Annotated in this window: 13 protein-coding genes; 7 read left to right on the top strand and 6 right to left on the bottom strand. The window is 72.7% G+C overall.

Annotation, left to right across the window (positions count from 1 at the left end; genetic code table 11):
* Nucleotides 1-594 carry an RBBP9/YdeN family alpha/beta hydrolase gene (locus tag EDD40_RS16195; protein WP_123743661.1) on the top strand — a complete coding sequence of 198 codons (594 nt, stop codon included), beginning with the start codon at nt 1-3 and terminating at the stop codon, nt 592-594.
* A gap of 88 nt (nt 595-682) precedes the next feature.
* On the opposite strand, the gene EDD40_RS16190 is transcribed toward EDD40_RS16195, so the two are convergent.
* The 3 genes from EDD40_RS16190 to fdhD are packed head-to-tail and all read right to left on the bottom strand — an operon-like array spanning nt 683 to nt 3,590.
* Nucleotides 683-1,543, bottom strand: a complete 861-nt coding sequence (locus tag EDD40_RS16190) for an alpha/beta hydrolase (RefSeq protein WP_123743660.1) — start codon at nt 1,541-1,543, stop codon at nt 683-685.
* Between the two features lie 59 nt (nt 1,544-1,602).
* Complete coding sequence (locus tag EDD40_RS16185) at nt 1,603-2,769, bottom strand: CaiB/BaiF CoA transferase family protein (RefSeq protein ID WP_123743659.1); 1,167 nt, start codon at nt 2,767-2,769, stop codon at nt 1,603-1,605.
* Nucleotides 2,766-3,590: a formate dehydrogenase accessory sulfurtransferase FdhD gene (gene fdhD / locus EDD40_RS16180; RefSeq protein ID WP_123743658.1), complete on the bottom strand. Its 825-nt coding sequence runs from the start codon at nt 3,588-3,590 to the stop codon at nt 2,766-2,768. Before fdhD ends, EDD40_RS16185 begins: the two co-directional genes overlap by 4 nt.
* Nucleotides 3,591-3,656: 66 nt before the next feature.
* Between fdhD and EDD40_RS16175 the strand changes: the two genes are divergently transcribed.
* The 4 genes from EDD40_RS16175 to EDD40_RS16165 are packed head-to-tail and all read left to right on the top strand — an operon-like array spanning nt 3,657 to nt 8,850.
* Nucleotides 3,657-4,964 carry an OFA family MFS transporter gene (locus EDD40_RS16175; RefSeq protein ID WP_123743657.1) on the top strand — a complete coding sequence of 436 codons (1,308 nt, stop codon included), beginning with the start codon at nt 3,657-3,659 and terminating at the stop codon, nt 4,962-4,964.
* A complete protein-coding gene (locus EDD40_RS44810; protein ID WP_425471203.1) occupies nt 4,961-5,068 on the top strand; it encodes an MFS transporter small subunit in 108 nt (35 codons plus the stop codon). The genes EDD40_RS16175 and EDD40_RS44810 overlap by 4 nt, the downstream gene beginning before the upstream one ends.
* A gap of 10 nt (nt 5,069-5,078) precedes the next feature.
* Nucleotides 5,079-6,599 (top strand): phytoene desaturase family protein, encoded by a 1,521-nt coding sequence (locus tag EDD40_RS16170; RefSeq protein WP_123743656.1) that lies wholly within the window; start codon nt 5,079-5,081, stop codon nt 6,597-6,599.
* A 4-nt stretch (nt 6,600-6,603) separates the two neighbouring features.
* Nucleotides 6,604-8,850 (top strand): ATP-binding protein, encoded by a 2,247-nt coding sequence (locus EDD40_RS16165; RefSeq protein WP_123743655.1) that lies wholly within the window; start codon nt 6,604-6,606, stop codon nt 8,848-8,850.
* Here the strand turns inward: EDD40_RS16165 and EDD40_RS16160 are convergent.
* The 3 genes from EDD40_RS16160 to EDD40_RS16150 form a co-directional block, all read right to left on the bottom strand.
* Nucleotides 8,822-9,283, bottom strand: a complete 462-nt coding sequence (locus tag EDD40_RS16160) for a hypothetical protein (RefSeq protein WP_148088819.1) — start codon at nt 9,281-9,283, stop codon at nt 8,822-8,824. The genes EDD40_RS16165 and EDD40_RS16160 overlap by 29 nt on opposite strands.
* 311 nt (nt 9,284-9,594) lie before the next feature.
* A complete protein-coding gene (locus EDD40_RS16155) occupies nt 9,595-11,883 on the bottom strand; it encodes an FdhF/YdeP family oxidoreductase (RefSeq protein WP_123743653.1) in 2,289 nt (762 codons plus the stop codon).
* A gap of 248 nt (nt 11,884-12,131) precedes the next feature.
* On the bottom strand, nt 12,132-13,037 hold the full coding sequence (locus EDD40_RS16150; protein ID WP_123743652.1) for a hypothetical protein: 906 nt from the start codon (nt 13,035-13,037) through the stop codon (nt 12,132-12,134).
* 144 nt (nt 13,038-13,181) lie between these two features.
* On the opposite strand from EDD40_RS16150, the gene EDD40_RS16145 reads away from it, so the two are divergent.
* Nucleotides 13,182-15,818, top strand: a complete 2,637-nt coding sequence (locus tag EDD40_RS16145; protein WP_123743651.1) for a valine--tRNA ligase — start codon at nt 13,182-13,184, stop codon at nt 15,816-15,818.
* Nucleotides 15,815-17,179: a bifunctional tetrahydrofolate synthase/dihydrofolate synthase gene (gene folC, locus EDD40_RS16140; RefSeq protein ID WP_123743650.1), complete on the top strand. Its 1,365-nt coding sequence runs from the start codon at nt 15,815-15,817 to the stop codon at nt 17,177-17,179. Before EDD40_RS16145 ends, folC begins: the two co-directional genes overlap by 4 nt.
* Nucleotides 17,180-17,211: the final 32 nt, after the last annotated feature.

Raw genomic sequence — 17,211 nt, 5'->3', positions numbered from 1 at the left:
TTGTCCCTCCCGCACACGCTGATCCTGCACGGCCTGGGCGGTTCCGGGCCGGCGCACTGGCAGAACTGGCTGGCAGGCGAGCTGGCCCACCACGGTGGGTCGGTGGACCTGCCCCGGTTCAGCTCACCCGACGAGCCGGAGCTGTCGGCGTGGCTGGACGAGCTGCGCTCGCACCTCGCCGCGATGCCGGCGGCCGGTTCCGCCGAACGGGTGGTCGTCGCGCACTCGTTGGCGGTGCTGCTGTGGCTGCACCACGCGGCCGGCGAGTTCGACGAGGCGTTGCGGGTCGACCGCGTGCTGCTGGTCGCGCCGCCCGCCCCGGACTTCGCGGGTGAGCCGTTGATCTCCGGGTTCCTGCACCCCGTGCTGGACCCGACGGTGGTGCGGCGGGCGGCGGTGTCGACCAGGCTGGTCGCGGGCGAGGGCGACGCCTACTGCACGGTGCCGCAGGCCAAGGAGATGGCCGAGGCGCTGCGGGTCGACCTCGACGTCATCGTGGGCGGCGGGCACCTCAACATCGACGCGGGCTACGGCGAGTGGGGCGCGGTGCTGAAGTGGGTGCGCAGCGGGCGCACCCCCCTCACGCCGCGCTGACCGTCACCCGGCAGAGCGTGACCGCGGCCGGGAACGGGTCGGCGGCGCGGTTCGGCCGGGTCGGCGACCAGGGCGGGAGGCCCGGTGATCAGACGCGCTTGCCCAGGAAGCGGATGACGTCGGGGACGACCTTGCGGTAGAGGGTGTCGTTGTGGTCGCCGGGGGTGACGGAGGCGACAGCGGGCTTGGCGGTGGCGATGAACTGCCGGGTGCCGGTGATGAACCTGTCCCGGTCGCCCGCCCAGACGCCGACGGGCGTGGCGCCGAGCTTGTCCACGTTCTTGAGCGGGTCCAGCGAGGCCCACTGGTCGGGGCCGGTGAAGGCGTTGCGCTCGGCCATCTCCGCCCAGTCGGTGAGCAGGGCCGGCGCGATGACCGCGATGGCCTTGGCGGGTTCGCGGCGTTCGTGCCGCCTGCGGCCGTAGACGAGCGCGCCGAAGCCGCCCATGGACACGCCGGTGCACGCGAACGGCGCCCCGTAGCCCCGTTCGGCCAGCCAGCGGGGCACTTCTTCGAGCAGCATGGCCATGGGGTCGTCGCCGGGGACGTTCTCGTGCCAGTAGTGGTCGCCGCCGTCCACGGCCACGAAGCCGAACGGGGGTACCTGGCCGCGGCTGACGGCCGCCACCAGCACTTCCGCCATGCCGCCGGGTGACGCCTTGCGGGCGGTGCCGTAGCGGCCGTGCAGGAGGAGCGACATGGGCAGGTTCTCCGCGGGCACGCCCACGGGCGTCATCGTGAGCAGGTCGACGTCACAGCCCCGGTAGTGGGAGTGGACGCGTTCCACCGTGACGACGGCGCGCTGGACGGCCGGCACGGGGCCCGCGACGCCCAGCGCGTGGCGGAGCGCCTCGCCCAGCGGGGCGTCGCCGTGCCACGCGGCCGTGAGGCCCACGCCCGCCAGGGCGGTGCCGCCCAGCGCGGCGAGCGCCGTCCGCCTGCTGACCATGTGCCTCCCCCGCGCGGGATCCCTCCACCACATCGTCACGAACGCGGCTCGCGTTTCGGTCAGATCGCCGACCGGCTCCGGAGTTCCGCGATCCGCTCCGCCGAGTAGCCGAGCCCGCGCAGCACGTGGTCGGTGTGCTCGCCGAGGGCGGGCACGGGCGCGGGGGTCCAGGGCCAGGCGGTGGAGTCGACCGGTGGGCGCAGGGCGGTGACCTCGCCGCCGGGGACCGGGATCGTGGTCCGGCGGTCGCGGGCGGTGAGCTGGGGGTGGTGCGGCAGGTCGGCGACGCCGCGGGTCAGGGCGGCGGGCACGTCGGCGTCGTCGAGCGCCTCGAGCAGCTCCGCCGCGGTCCAGGCGGTGAAGTCGAGCTCGGCGTGCAGCGCCGGCCGGTGGGCCACGCGGGACGTGACGGTGGTGAAGCGGGGGTCCTCGGCCAGGTCCGGGCGGTCGAGGAGGCCGCACAGGCGGCTCCACTGGGGGTCGTTCTGCACGGCCAGGTGGACGGTGCCGTCCGCGCAGGGGAACGGGCCGTAGGGCGCGATGCTGGGGTGGTGCGCGCCGGTGCGCGGTGCGGCCTGGCCGGTGCCGGCGGCGTAGAGCATGGGCTGGTGCATCCACTCGGCCATCGCTTCGAACAGCGACAGGCTCAGGGTGGCGCCTTCACCCGTCCGGGCGCGGTGGAGGAGGGCGGCCAGGACGGCGGACTGGAGCTGCACGCCCGCCGCGATGTCGGCCACCGAGATGCCCGCCCGCGCGGTGACGTCGTCCTGGCCGGTGAGGTCGATGAGGCCCGTCTCGGACTGGACCAGCGCGTCGAAGGCCTTGCGGGCCGCGTACGGGCCCGACTCGCCGTAGCCGGAGAGCTCGCCGATCACCAGGTCGGGTTTCACCTGGCGGAGTGAAGAAGCGTCCACGTCCAGTCGACGCGCGGCGGCCGGGGAGAGGTTGCACAGGACCACGTCGGCACCGGAGACGAGGTCGTGCAGGACCTGGCGGGCGTCCGGGTGCTTCAGGTCGAGGGTGACGGACTCCTTGCCGACGTTCGTCCAGGCGAAGTACGACGACACCGAGCCGCACGCGGTGTCGTAGTGGCGGGCGAAGTCGCCTCCGCCCGGCCGCTCGACCTTGATCACCCGGGCGCCCAGGTCGGCGAGCAGGCGGGTGGCGTAGGGCACGGCGACGGCTTGTTCGAGGCTGACGACGGTGACGCCGTCCAGCGGTCTCACGCGGTGATCCGGTCGTGGCCCGTGTAGACGTTCATCGAGTCCCCGCGCAGGAAGCCGACCAGGGTCAGGCCCTGCTCCTCGGCGAGGTCGGCGGCCAGGGAGGACGGCGCGGAGACGGCCGAGAGGATCGGGACGCCGGCCATGGCGGCCTTCTGGACCAGCTCGAAGGACGCCCGGCCGGAGACCATGAGCACGGTGCCCGCCAGCGGGACCTTGTCGTTGAGCACGGCCCAGCCGAGGACCTTGTCGACCGCGTTGTGCCTGCCCACGTCCTCGCGGACGACCAGCGCCTCGCCGGTGGTGGTGAACAGGCCGGCCGCGTGCAGGCCGCCGGTGGAGGCGAAGACCTTCTGGCGCTTGCGCAGCTCGTCCGGCAGGCCGGCGAGCACGTCCACGTCGACGGTGCAGTCGTCGGCGGCGGGGGAGTGCGAGGTCTTCAGCTTGACCGCGTCCAGGGCCGCCTTGCCGCAGACGCCGCAGGACGACGTCGTGTAGAAGTTGCGCTCCACGCTCGGGTCCGGTGGCGCGACGCCGTCGGCGAGGGTCAGGTCCAGCACGTTGTAGGTGTTGAGGCCGTCCGGTCCGGTGCCTTCGCAGAAGCGGGCGCCCGAGATGTCCTCCAGGCCGCCGATGACGCCTTCGCTGAGCAGGAAACCGTGCGCCAGCTCGACGTCGTGCCCGGGTGTGCGCATGGTCACGGTCAGTGCCTTGCCGCCCACCCGCAGTTCCAGCGGTTCCTCGGCGGCCAGCGCGTCGACCCTCTTGCGGGACGTTCGCCGCGAAAACGTGACCACTGGGCGACGCACGGTGACTCGCCCCATCGCGAACTCCTTCTCTTGGCTAAGTTTTTTCGCAAGCCACTCACCAGGTTACGGAGGTGTCGGGCAGTGGGTTTCCTGGACCGCTCTCGCACGATCGCCCCGCCGGGCTGGAACCGCTGGTTGATCCCGCCCGCCGCGTTGTCGGTGCACCTGGCCATCGGGCAGGCCTACGCGTGGAGCGTGTTCAAGCCGCCGCTGGAAAGCGCGATGGACCTGACCGGCACGCAGAGCGCGTTGCCGTTCCAGCTGGGCATCGTGATGCTGGGGCTGTCGGCGGCGTTCGGCGGCACGCTGGTCGAGCGCAACGGGCCGCGGTGGGCCATGTTCGTGTCCGCCACCTGCTTCTCGTCGGGGTTCCTGATCTCCGCGGTGGGCGCCTGGACGCAGCAGTACTGGTTGGTCGTGGTGGGGTACGGGTTCGTCGGCGGCATCGGGTTGGGCATCGGGTACATCTCGCCGGTGTCGACGCTGATCAAGTGGTTCCCGGACCGGCCGGGGACGGCGACCGGCATCGCGATCATGGGGTTCGGCGGCGGCGCGCTGATCGCCTCGCCGTGGTCGGCGCAGATGCTGGAGTCGTTCGGGCGCGACAGCGACGGGATCGCGCGGACGTTCCTGGTGCACGGGATCGTGTACGCGGTCTTCATGTCGGTGGGCGTGGTGCTGGTGCGGGTTCCCGCAGCCGCCGAGGAGCGCCAGGTGGTGCGCTCGGCGGTCAACGTGTCGGCGCGCAACGCCCTGCGGACGCCGCAGTTCTGGCTCCTGTGGCTGGTGCTGTGCCTCAACGTCACGGCGGGCATCGGGATCCTGGAGAAGGCGTCGCCGATGATCCGCGACTTCTTCGCCGAGACGTCCACGCCGGTGGCGGCGGGTGCGGCGGCGGGCTTCGTGGCGTTGCTGTCGCTGGCGAACATGGCCGGCCGGATCGCGTGGTCCTCCACGTCGGACCTGGTGGGGCGCAAGAACGTCTACCGGCTGTACCTGGGTGTCGGCGCGGTGACGTACCTGGTGCTGGCGCTGGCGGGCAACGCGTCGAAACCGCTGTTCGTGGTGTGCGCGATGCTGATCCTGTCGTTCTACGGCGGCGGGTTCGCCACGATCCCGGCCTACCTGAAGGACCTGTTCGGCACCTACCAGGTGGGCGCGATCCACGGTCGGCTGCTGACGGCGTGGTCGTTGGCGGGAGTGCTGGGGCCGTTGATCGTGAACGCGATCGCGGACGGCCGGAAGGCGGCCGGGAAGTCCGGGCCCGACCTGTACACCGCGTCGCTGTTCATCATGATCGCGTTGCTGGTGGTCGGGTTCGTGGCGAACGAGCTGGTCCGGCCGGTGGCGGCGAAGTACCACGAGCCGGAAGCGGAGGCGGTCCGATGACCGGGCGGTGGCTGGTCGTGTTCGCGTGGCTGTGGGTGGGCCTGCCGCTGGCCTACGGGTTGGTCGAGCTGATCCGCAAGGTGACCGCGCTGTTCACTGGTTAGAGTCGGCCGGGTGGATACCTACGACGTGGTGGTGGTCGGCGGCGGGCACAACGCGCTGGTGGCGGCCGCCTACCTGGCACGCGCGGGCCGCACGGTGCTGGTGCTGGAGAAGCTCGACCACGTCGGCGGCGCGGCGGTGAGCGAGCAGGCGTTCCCGGGTGTCCCGGCGCGGCTGTCGCGGTACTCGTACCTGGTCAGCCTGCTGCCGGACAAGGTCGTGGCGGACCTGGGGCTGCGGGTGGCGTTGCGCTCGCGCGCGGTGTCGTCCTACACCCCGGCGGGCGACCTGCTGGTGGAGCGGAACCCGGGCGAGGCGACGGCCGCGTCGTTCCGGGCGCTGACCGGGTCGGACGCCGAGTGGCAGCGGTGGCGTCGGTGGTACGACGACCTGGAGGTGCTGGCCGAGGCGTTGTCGCCGACGATGCTGGAGCCGCTGCTGTCCCGCGAGCACGCGCGGCTGCGGCTCGACTCGGTGGCGCGGATGCGGTTGTGGGACCAGGTCGTGGAGCGGCCCATCGGCGAGACGCTGGAGGAGCTGTTCGCGGACGACGTGGTGCGCGGTGTCGTGGCCACGGACGGGCTGATCGGCACGCACACGTCGCTGCGCGACCTGAAGGCGAACCGGTGCTTCCTCTACCACGTGGTCGGCAACGGCACGGGCGAGTGGCAGGTCCCGGTCGGCGGCATGGGCGCGGTGACCGGTGAGCTCCTGCGGGTGGCGCGGGAGGCGGGTGCGGAGATCGTGACCCGGGCCGAGGTGACGCGCGTGGACGCGGACGGCGTGCGGGCCGAGGTCGAGTACGACGGCCGCACGGTGGGCGCGAAGTTCGTGCTCTCCGGCGCCGCTCCGTCCACTTTGGACCGGCTGCGCGGCAGGCCGGTCGGTCCCGTCGCCGAGGGCTGCCAGGTGAAGGTCAACATGCTGCTGGAACGGCTGCCCCGGTTCCGCAGCGGGGTGGACCCGAAGGTGGCGTTCGCCGGCACGCTGCACGTGGACGAGTCGTACGGGCAGCTGGAGACGGCCTACCGGGAGAGCGCGGCCGGGCAGGTGCCGTCGGTGCTGCCGTCGGAGATGTACTGCCACACGCTGACCGACCCGTCGATCCTCGCGCCGGAGCTGGTCGGGCGCGGGTGGCACACGTTGACGTTGTTCGGGCTGCACACGCCGGCGGCGTTGTTCGAGGACGACCACGACAAGGTGCGGGACGAGCTGGTCCGCCGGTACCTGGCCGGGTTGGACGCCCACCTCGACGAGCCGATCGAGTCGTGCCTGGCGAAGGACGCGAACGGCGAGCCGTGCCTGGAGGCCCGCACGCCGCTGGACCTGGAGGCGGAACTGGGCCTGCCGCGCGGCAACATCTTCCACGACGAGCTGTCCTGGCCGTTCGCCGAGCACGAGGACGAAGTCGGCCGGTGGGGCGTCGAGACCGACGTGGCGAACCTGTTCGTGTGCGGCGCGGGCGCCCGGCGCGGCGGCGGCGTGAGCGGGATCGGCGGCCACAACGCGGCGATGGCGGTGCTGGAGCGCTGATGTCGTGAGCGACGTCCACAACGAGATCAGCGGCACGGTCTTCGGCCCGGTGCTCCAGGTGGGGCGGGTCGACTCGCTGACCGTGGTGCGGCCCGCCGCGCCGGTGACCCCGGCGAGCCTGCCGGTGGACGCGGGTTTCGTCGGCCGCGCCGCGGAGTTGGCCGAGCTGGGCGACTTCCTGGCGCCCGGCGGCGAGCGGACCGCGTCGGCGGTGGTGGGACTGCCCGGGGTGGGCAAGACCGCGCTGGTGATCCGGGCCGCGCACCTGGCGGTCGGCGCGGGCTGGTTCCCCGGTGGCGTGCTGTTCGTGGACGCGCAGGGGTACAACGACGAGCAGCGGTTGGCGGCGGACGGCGCGCTGGCGTCGCTGCTGCGCGCCCTGGGCGTTCCGGGTGAGGCGATCCCTCCCGGTCAGGCGGACCGGGAGGCGCTGTACCGGTCGCAGCTGGCGGCCCGCCCGCCGGTGCTGGTGGTCGTGGACAACGCCTCGTCGACCGATCAGGTGCTGCCGCTGCGGCCCGCCGGGCAGGCGCACCGGTTGGTGCTGACCAGCCGGGACAACCTCCCCGTGCCGGGCGCCCGGCGGATCGAGCTGGACGTGCTGACCGCGGCGGAGGCGGTGGCCGTGCTGGAGGACGCGGTCAGGGCGGTCGACCCGGGTGACGACCGGATCACCGCCGACCCGGGGGCGGCGGGGGCGTTGGCCGAGTCGTGCGGGTTCCTGCCGTTGGCGTTGCGCATCGTCGCCGAGGTGGTGGCCGACCGGCGCGGCGAGGACCTGACCCGGTTCGCCGAGGCGATCACGGCGGCGCACGACCGGCTGGGCGAGCTGGCCTTCGACGATTCGGTCGACGTGCGGACCGCGTTCAACGCCTCGTACGGGCGGCTGCCCGCGGACCAGGCGCGGATGTTCCGCCTCGCCGCCCTGCACCCGGGCCGCACGGTCACCGTGGCGACGGCGGCCGCGTTGACCGGCGCCGCGCCGGTCGACGCGCGGGCGCTGCTGGTCCGCCTGCGCCGCGCGCACCTGGTGCAGGGCGGGGTGGTGGCCGACGAGTACCGGTTCCACGACCTGCTGCGGATCTACGCCGCCGAGCGGTGCGCCGCGGTGGACGACGAGCAGACCCGTCACGCGGCGGAGCGCGCTCTGGTGCGTCATTACGCGTCGCACGTCAAGGGCGTGCACAGCCACCTGGACCCCGCTGCGGCGGAGCCGGTGGTGTTCGCCGATCGGCTGGAGGCCCTGGCCTGGTTCGACGGCGAGCTGGACAACCTGCTGCCCGTGCTGGAACTGGCGGCGCGCCACGGGTGGCACGAGGACGTCCGGGACGTGGGCCACGCGTCGTTCCGGTACTTCGACCTGCGCCGGTCGGCGGAGTGGGTGCCGGTGGACGAGCTGGCGCTGGCGTCGGCGCGGGCGCTCGGCGATCAGGCGGGCGAGGGCAGGATCCTCAACGGGCTGGGCAGCGCCCACCACCGGCTGCGGCGCTTCGACGAGGCGTTGGCCTGCTTCCAGGCCGCGCTGGAGCTGTTCCGGGTCTCGGGTTCGCTGCGCGACCAGGCCCACTCGTTGAACAACATCGCCTCGACCTACGCGATGACCGGTCGCGTCGACGAGGCCATCCGCAGCGTGGAGCAGAGCGCCCGCGCCTACCGGGGCGCGGGCGACCTGGACGGCGAGGCGCGGTGCCTGGCCAACCTCGGCAAGGTCCACAACGACTCCGGGGAGCACGCCCGGTCGATCGAGTACTACCGCGGCGCCCTCGACCTGCGTCGACGGGTCGGCGACCGGAACGGCGAAGGCGCCTGCCTCAACGGCCTGGGGGTCGCCTGCGACCGCCTCGGCCGGTCGGACGAGGCGGAGGGCCACTACCGGGACGCGCTCGCGGTGTACCGGGCGACGGGCGACCGGCACTCGGAGGGGCAGGTCCTGGACAACCTCGGCGGGACGTTGAGGGAGACCGGCCGCTTCGACGAGGCGCTGCGCTGCCACCAGCGGAGCCTGGAGATCTGCCAGGAGATCGGCGACGCGCACGGCGAGGGGTTCGCGCTCTACAACCTGGGGTTGGCGCTCGGGGCGCTCGGCCGCGCGGAAGAGGCCGCCGACCACCTGCGGCGGGCGGTGGGGCGGGCGGAGGGGACCGACAACCGCGCCATCGCCGAGTCGGCCCGCGGCGCCCTCCTGCGGATCGAGGCCGAGCGGCCCGCGGGTCGGAAGCGGTTCAGAGGGTGGCGAAGAGGGCGTCGATGAGCCGTTGGGCCCGGTCGGCGGTGGCGTCGGAGGTCACGGTGATCTCGACCGTGCCCGAGCGGGCGACGACGACGGTGCGGACGACCTCTCCCGTGACGGCGGTGGCGCGGTAGGCCTCGTCGTGGAAGCCGGGCAGGTCGGTGAGCCGGCCGTGCTCACCGCGGCCCTCGGCGAACGACCCGGCGTCCGCGCCGGTCTCGAAGCGGACCTCGGCCGTGCCGCCGCCGTACGCGCAGCGCACGACGTTGCCGGTGATCGTCTGGCGCGGCTGGTCGAGCCGCATCCCCAGCACCTCGCCGACGACGTCCGAGGGTGCGTCCTCGCAGTTCACGCCGGCCGAGTCGGTCGGCGGCGGTGACGGCGGCGGCTCGACGGCGGGTGTGCTCGTGCACGCGCAGAGCACGAGCAGCGCCAAGGGGAGCACGGTCCTCATCACGTGCGTAGGTTCGCCCGAACGGCCGCCCGCGTTACCCGGCGGGGGCCGAAGGCGCTCCGGGCGCTCGCGCACCCGCCGCGGTGCGGGCTCCTCGACGTTCGCGGCCGCACTGCCCGGCAAGGGCAGGCAGAAGCCGTGGCGGCTGGCGCGGCGCGAGCAGATAGGACGTCCACGACCGCGGAGCGCCTGACCGCGGCGGAGGCGGCCGAGCCGCACGCCCGGATGGCCGATGCCTTCAAGCCCTACCGCAAGCGTTTGCGCTCGCTGTCCGGACAGTTCCGGCTCGACTGGGAGGTGCGAGCCGACGGTCAGACCTTCTCCAGCCGCACCACGATCGACTTCGACGTCGGCGTGCCCGACACGGTGGCCGTGGAGTCCAGCGGCACCAACGAGTTCGCCTCCGGGAAGTACGCCGCCGCGCAGCCCTTCGCCGTCGGGTAGGAGACCACCCGGAACCGCTCCGCCCGCCGCTCGGTCACGCCCGTCGGGTCGTCCGGCCACTCGCTGACCAGGTCGACGTGCTGCCCGTCGAGCAGGTCGAGCGCGTCGAGGTCCTCGGGGCTGACGAACACCACCCGCCGCCCGTCCTTCACCCCCCGGTAGCGGTCGTCCAGGCCGTAGATCGTGGTGTTGTACTGGTCGTGGCTGCGCATGGTCTGCAGCAGCAGCCGCCCCGCGGGCACCCGCAGCACGGTCAGGTCGTTGGCCGTGAAGTGCGCCTTGCCCGACCGGGTGCCGGTGAACTCGCGGGCGTCGCGCGGCGCGTGCGGCAGCACGAAACCGTCCGGCAGGCGCACCCGCGCGTTGTAGTCGTCGCACCCCGGCACGACCCGCGCGATCCGCTCCCGCACCAGGTCGTAGTCCTTCTCGAACTCCTCCCACGGCACCGGGTGCGCGGGCCCCAGCACGGCCCGCGCCAGCCGGCACACGATCGACACCTCCGACAGCAGCCGGTCGCTCGCGGGCACCAGCCGGCCGCGTGAGCGGTGCACCACCGACATCGAGTCCTCGACCGTGACGAACTGCTCGCCGGTGTGCTGCAGGTCGCTCTCCGTGCGCCCCAACGTGGGCAGGATCAGCGCCGTGCGGCCGTGCACCACGTGCGACCGGTTCAGCTTCGTCGACACCTGCACGGTCAGGTCCAGCTTCCGCATGGCCGCCTCGGTCACCGCCGTGTCCGGGGTGGCCGCGACGAAGTTGCCGCCCACGGCGAAGAACACCCGCGCCGCGCCGTCGCGCATGGCCCGGATCGACGCCACCGTGTCGAAGCCGTGCTCGCGCGGCACGTCGATGCCGAACTCGGTCTCCAGCGCGGACAGGAACTTCTCCGGCATCTTCTCCCAGATGCCCATGGTCCGGTCGCCTTGCACGTTCGAGTGCCCGCGCACCGGGCACAGCCCCGCGCCGGGCTTGCCGATCATGCCGCGCAGCAGCGCCACGTTCGCGATCTCGCGGATCGTCGGCACCGAGTGCTTGTGCTGCGTCAGCCCCATGGCCCAGCAGAAGATCGTGCGCTCCGAGTCGGCCAGCATCCGGGCGAACAGCTCCACCTGGGCGCGCGGCAGGCCGGTGGCCGCGTCGACCGAGTCCCAGTCCAGCCGCCGCACGTGCTCGGCGTACTCGGCGAACCCCTCGGTGAAGCCCTCCACGAACCCGGTGTCCGCCGCGTCCCACGACAGCAGCAGGTTGCCCGCCGCCTGGAACAACGCCTGGTCGCCGCCCAGCCGGATCTGCAGGAACTCGTCGGCCAGCTTCGTGCCCGCGCCCACCAGGCCGCGCGCGTTCTGCGGGTTCTTGAACCGCAGCAGCCCCGCCTCCGGCAGCGGGTTCACCGCCACGATCTTCGCGCCGCCGCGCTTGGCCTCCTCCAGCGCCGACAGCATCCGCGGGTGGTTCGTGCCCGGGTTCTGGCCCACCACCACGATCAGGTCGGCGCGGGCGAAGTCGTCGATGCTCACCGAGCCCTTGCCGATGCCGGTCGTCTCCGACAACGCCGCGCCGGACGACTCGTGGCACATGTTCGAGCAGTCCGGCAGGTTGTTCGTGCCGAACGAGCGCACCAGCAGCTGGTACAGGAACGCGGCCTCGTTGCTGGTGCGGCCGGAGGTGTAGAACACGGCCTCGTCCGGGCTCGCCAGACCGTTGAGGTGGGAGGCGACCAGCGCGAACGCTTCGTGCCACTCGATCGGCTCGTAGTGCGTCGAGCCCTCGCGCAGCACCACCGGCTCGGTGATCCGGCCCTGCTGCCCCAGCCAGTAGTCGGTCTTGTCGGCCAGCTCCGCGATGGGGTGCGCGGCGAAGAAGTCGGGTCCGACGCGCCGCCGGGTCGCCTCCTCGGCGACCGCCTTCGCGCCGTTCTCGCAGAACTCGGCCAGCTTGCGGTGGCCCTGCGGCTCCGGCCACGCGCAGCCGGGGCAGTCGAAGCCCTCGCGCTGGTTGAGCAGCCGCAGCGTGGTCGCCGTGCGGGCCACGCCCATCTGCTCGACGCCGCGCCGCAGCGACACCGCGACGCCGGGGATGCCCGCCGCCCACCGCTTGGGCTCGCTGACGTCGAGCTGCGACTCGTCGATGTCCTGCCGGGGCGGGTTGCGGTCCATGCCCCTATTGTGCGGCCGCCGCGCCACCGCGCGAGCGGACTCGTGGTGCACCGCCGGCGCACCCCGCGCGAGCACGCCGGCGGTCCGTCCGACCGCCGGTCGCGCCAGGACGACGCGGGACCGCTGTCACGGGCCCCAAGGGGTTGTGTTCGGCCCGTGAATCCGGCGTCCTCACCTGCGCGTATGCCGGTGATCACCATCAATTGTGATCGGCGCCACTGTGCCGCGAATCGTCCGAACGGGTGACCTCATTCCGGGCATCCGTCGGCCGGTGAGGACGGCGCGGTGAGGTCGAAGTCCAGGCCGGGGGGCAACGACTGCTCCGTGAACGCGGGCGCCAGGTAGCCGCGCTTCGCGCTCGAACACCCGATCGAGTGAAACGAGCCCAGTGAGGCGTCCGCCCACAGCCCCTCCACCCCGGGACCACCCGTGCGCACCGAGTACCGCGCCTGGAACCGCGTCAGCGCCACCACGTCCGACGCGCCGCGCACCGCCTCCGCCCGGTCCGGCGCGAACGCGTAGGCGAACGTGTAGTCCGTGCGCACCACCAGCTCGCCCTCGGGCCCGACCTCGGCCACCATCTCGCCACGCGCCTTCGGCTCCACCTCCGCCAACCGCGCGCCCTTGTCCACCCGCGTCACCATCAACGCCGCCTCGCCGTCGTTGCGGCCGTCGAACAACACCCGCAACGACTCCCGCAGGTCGGGCGCGAACAGCCCGAAGTACGGCTCCAGGTCGTGGTCCACCACCACCCGCCGGTCCACCCTGGCCGCGACCACGGCCTCCCGCACCCGCCCGTAGGCCGCCGCGACCTGCTCTGCCGAGTACGCGCCGACCTGCGCCGCCTCCGGCGCCACGACCCCGGCCTCGCCGTCCGCCCACGCCGCCGCCGACGTGCCCGCGAACGGTTCGTCCAGGTCGACCGGCCGCACACCCGGCACCGCGGCCGGACCCGACTCCGACGCGATCACCGCCCACGCCAGGAGCACCGCCGCCACCGCGATCGCCGCCCCGACCCAGAACCGCCGCCGCGGCCGGCGCGGCAGCGACCTCAGCCGCCGCGCCCGGTCCTCGCGCTCGGCCCGCTTCACCGCCTCCCGCACCCACCCGGAGTCCTGCAGGTCGGGGTGGTCCTCGATCCGGTACTCGTCCACGTCGCCCCCCGCTCGCCAACCTGTACCCAAGGCGTTACCAGCAATCGGCCGAGAAGTCGATACGGGACCGCCGCGACCGGCCCCGGACCCCGCTACCAGGTATCTGATTAGAAGTCGATACCCGCGCCTCCGTAGACTTCGACCGTGACTGAGACCCCCACCGCACCGCAGCGCTCCGAACTCCCGCCGGCGTGGAACCCGGCCGAGGTAGAGGCCGGGCTGTACGAGCGGTGGGTCGAGCGCGGCTACTTCACGGCCGACGCGACCAGCGACAAGCCGCCGTTCACCATCGTGCTGCCGCCGCCCAACGTCAACGGCAGCCTGCACATGGGCCACGCGCTGAACCACAGCGTCATGGACGCGCTCACCCGCCGCCGCCGCATGCAGGGCTACGAGGTGCTCTGGCTGCCCGGCACCGACCACGCGGGCATCGCCACCCAGACCGCCGTCGAACGCGCCCTCGCCGGCGAGGGCAAGTCCCGCCACGACGTCGGCCGCGAGAAGTTCGTCGAACGCGTCTGGGAGTGGCGCGAGGAGGTCGGCGGCCGGATCCTCGGCCAGATGCGCCGCCTCGGCGACGGCGTCGACTGGTCCCGCGTCCGCTTCACCATGGACGAGGGCCTGTCCCGCTCCGTGCAGACCATCTTCAAGAAGCTCTACGACGACGGCCTCATCTACCGCGCCGAACGCATCATCAACTGGTGCCCGCGCTGCCAGACCGCGCTCTCCGACATCGAGGTCGACCACTCCGAGGACGACGGCGAGCTCGTCTCCATCCGGTACGGCTCCGGCGACCGCTCGATCGTGGTCGCCACCACGCGCGCCGAGACGATGCTCGGCGACACCGCCGTGGCCGTGCACCCCGACGACGAGCGGTACCGGCACCTCATCGGCACCGACGTCGAGGTGCCGCTGACCGGCCGGCACGTCCCCGTCGTCGCCGACGAGCACGTCGACCCCGCGTTCGGCACCGGCGCGGTCAAGGTCACCCCCGCGCACGACCCCAACGACTTCGAGATCGGCCGGCGCCACGACCTGCCCGCCCTCACCGTCATGGACGGCCGCGGCGTGATCACCGCGCACGGGCCGTTCGAAGGGCTCGATCGCTTCGAGGCGCGCCCCGCCGTGGTCGCCGCCCTGCGCGAACAGGGCCGCATCGTCGCCGAGAAGCGCCCCTACAAGCACTCCGTCGGCCACTGCTCGCGCTGCGACACCGTGATCGAACCGCGCCTGTCCATGCAGTGGTGGGTCAAGGTCGCCCCGCTCGCCGAGGCCGCGTCCGCCGCCGTGCGCGACGGCCGCACCACCATCCACCCGCCGGAGCTGGCCAAGCGCTACTTCGACTGGGTCGACAACCTCAACGACTGGTGCATCTCGCGGCAGCTGTGGTGGGGCCACCGCATCCCCGTCTGGTACGGCCCCAACGACAAGGTCATGTGCGTCGGCCCGGACGACGAGGCGCCCGGCGAGGGCTGGGTGCAGGACGAGGACGTGCTCGACACGTGGTTCTCGTCCGGCCTGTGGCCGTTCTCCACGCTCGGCTGGCCCACGCCCACCAGCGACCTGGCCAAGTTCTACCCGACCAGCGTGCTGTCCACCGGCTACGACATCCTGTTCTTCTGGGTCGTCCGGATGATGATGTTCGGCCTGTACGCGATGGACGGCAAGCAGCCGTTCGACCACGTGTTCCTGCACGGCCTCATCCGCGACCAGCACGGCAAGAAGATGTCGAAGTCGCGCGGCAACGGCATCGACCCCCTCGACTGGATGGACGCCTACGGCACCGACGCCACCCGGTTCACGCTGCTGCGCAGCGCCAACCCCGGCTCGGACATGGCGCTGGCCGACGAGTGGGCCGCGGGCTCGCGCAACTTCACCACCAAGCTGTGGAACGCCTCCCGGTTCGCGCTCAACAACGGCGCCACCGTCGAACGCCCGCTCCCGCCGCGCGACGAGCTCACCGACGCCGACCGCTGGATCCTCGACCTGCTCGACGCGCTCGTGACCGAGGTCGACGGCCAGTTCGAGGCCTTCCAGTTCGCCAAGCTCAGCGAAGCGCTCTACCACTTCACCTGGGACGAGTTCTGCGACTGGTACCTCGAACTGGCCAAGGTCCAGCTCGCCGAGGGTGGCGCGCGGGCCGAAGCCACCCAGAGCGTGCTCGGGCACGTGCTCGACGTCGTGCTGCGGCTGCTGCACCCGCTGACGCCGTTCATCACCGAGACGCTGTGGACCACGCTGACCGGCCGCGAGTCCGTGGTGATCGCGGACTGGCCCGAGCCGACCGGCGTCGCGCGCGACGAGGTCGCGGCGTCGCGCGTCGAGGGCCTCAAGAAGCTGGTCACCGAGATCCGCCGGTTCCGCTCCGACCAGGGCCTCAAGCCCGCTCAGAAGGTCGCGGGCAAGGTGCGCGGCGCGTGCTGCGTCGACCTGCTCGACCAGGTGCCCGCCGTGCGGTCGCTGACCCGGATGACCGAGCCCGGCGACGACTTCTCGGCCAGCGTCTCGCTCGACGTCGGCCTGCCCGCCGGTACCGTCAAGGTGGAGCTGGACCTGTCCGGCGCGGTCGACGTCGTGGCCGAGCGCAAGCGGCTGGCCAAGGACCTCGGCGTGGCCGAGAAGGAACGCGCCCAGTGCGAGGGCAAGCTCAACAACGCCGCGTTCCTGGACAAGGCGCCCGCCGAGGTGGTGGCCAAGATCCAGGCCAGGCTCGCCGCGGCCAACGCCGAGATCGACCGCATCCACGCCCGCCTCGAGACCCTGCCGCAGGACAACTCGTGACCGGCTTCGAGACGGGCTCGCTGGAAGAGCTGCGCCAGGTCGAGTCGGAGCTGGACACCCGCTGGCCCGAGACCAAGATCGAGCCGAGCCTCGACCGGATCCGGGCGCTGGCCGACGTCCTCGGCGACCCGCAGGGCGCCTACCCCGTGGTGCACGTCGGCGGGACGAACGGCAAGACGTCCACGTCGCGGATGATCGACGCGCTGCTCACCCGCATCGGCCTGCGCACCGGCCGCTACACCAGCCCGCACCTGCAACTGGCGACCGAGCGGATCAGCGTCGACGGCGCGCCCATCAGCCCCGAGCGGTACGTCGAGATCTACCGCGACATCGAGCCGTACGTGTCGCTCGTGGACTCGCGCGGCGACGTGCCGATGAGCAAGTTCGAGGTGCTCACCGGCATGGCGTTCGCCGCGTTCGCCGACGCGCCCGTCGACGCCGCCGTGATCGAGGTCGGCCTGGGCGGGTCGTGGGACGCGACGAACATCGCCGACGGCCGGATCGCCGTGATCACGGCCATCGGGCTCGACCACGTCGAGTACCTGGGCGGCGACCTGGGCGGGATCGCCGAGGAGAAGTCCGGGATCATCAAGCCGGGCGCGGTCGCCGTGATCGCCAAGCAGGACCCCGTCGTCGAACGGGTGCTGCTCAAGCGGTGCGCCGAGGTGGACGCCACGGTCGCGCGGCTGGGCTCCGAGTTCGGCGTGATCCAGCGCGACGTCGCCGTCGGCGGCCAGATGCTGCGGCTGCAAGGCCTCGCCGGCGAGTACGACGAGGTGTTCCTGCCGCTGCACGGCGCGCACCAGGCCGCGAACGCGGCCCTCGCCCTCGCCGCCGTGGAGGCGTTCTTCGGCGCCGGCCCCGAGCGGCGGCTCGACATCGAGGCCGTGCGCGAGGCGTTCGCCACCGCCACCTCACCGGGCCGCCTGGAACGCGTCCGCACCGCGCCCACCGTGCTGGTGGACGCGGCCCACAACCCGCAGGGCGCGGAAGCGCTGGCGAAGGCCCTGGACGAGGAGTTCGGCTTCCGCAAGCTGGTCGCCGTGGTCGGCGTCATGCAGGAGAAGGACGCGGTCGGCATCCTCACCGCGCTCGAGCCGGTCGTCCAGGAAGTCGTCGTGACCTCGAACTCCTCGCCGAGGGCCATGGACCCCGACCTCCTCGCGGGCATCGCGATCCCGATCTTCGGCGACGACCGGATGGTCGTCCGGCCGCACCTGGACGACGCGATCGAGGAGGCCGTGCGGCTGGCCGAGGAGAGCGACGACGGCGACGTGGTGTCCGGCGGCGGCGTCGTGGTGACCGGCTCCGTCGTCACCGCGGGCGACGCGCGTGCCCTGTTCGGCAAGGAGCCCTCGTGACCACGCCCGGACCTGAGCCCACCCCCGATCCT

Source organism: Saccharothrix texasensis (assembly GCF_003752005.1).
Taxonomy (GTDB): domain Bacteria; phylum Actinomycetota; class Actinomycetes; order Mycobacteriales; family Pseudonocardiaceae; genus Actinosynnema; species Actinosynnema texasense.
This window is presented reverse-complemented; position numbering and strand designations above follow the sequence as displayed.

Bases quoted from the DNA above. Each gene is read 5' to 3' on its own strand.
- EDD40_RS16155 (WP_123743653.1), bottom strand. From the start codon at position 11,883: ATGGACCGCAACCCGCCCCGGCAGGACATCGACGAGTCGCAGCTCGAC.
- EDD40_RS44810 (WP_425471203.1), top strand. From the start codon at position 4,961: ATGACCGGGCGGTGGCTGGTCGTGTTCGCGTGGCTGTGGGTGGGCCTG.
- fdhD (WP_123743658.1), bottom strand. From the start codon at position 3,590: ATGGGGCGAGTCACCGTGCGTCGCCCAGTGGTCACGTTTTCGCGGCGA.
- EDD40_RS16190 (WP_123743660.1), bottom strand. From the start codon at position 1,543: ATGGTCAGCAGGCGGACGGCGCTCGCCGCGCTGGGCGGCACCGCCCTG.
- EDD40_RS16160 (WP_148088819.1), bottom strand. From the start codon at position 9,283: ATGAGGACCGTGCTCCCCTTGGCGCTGCTCGTGCTCTGCGCGTGCACG.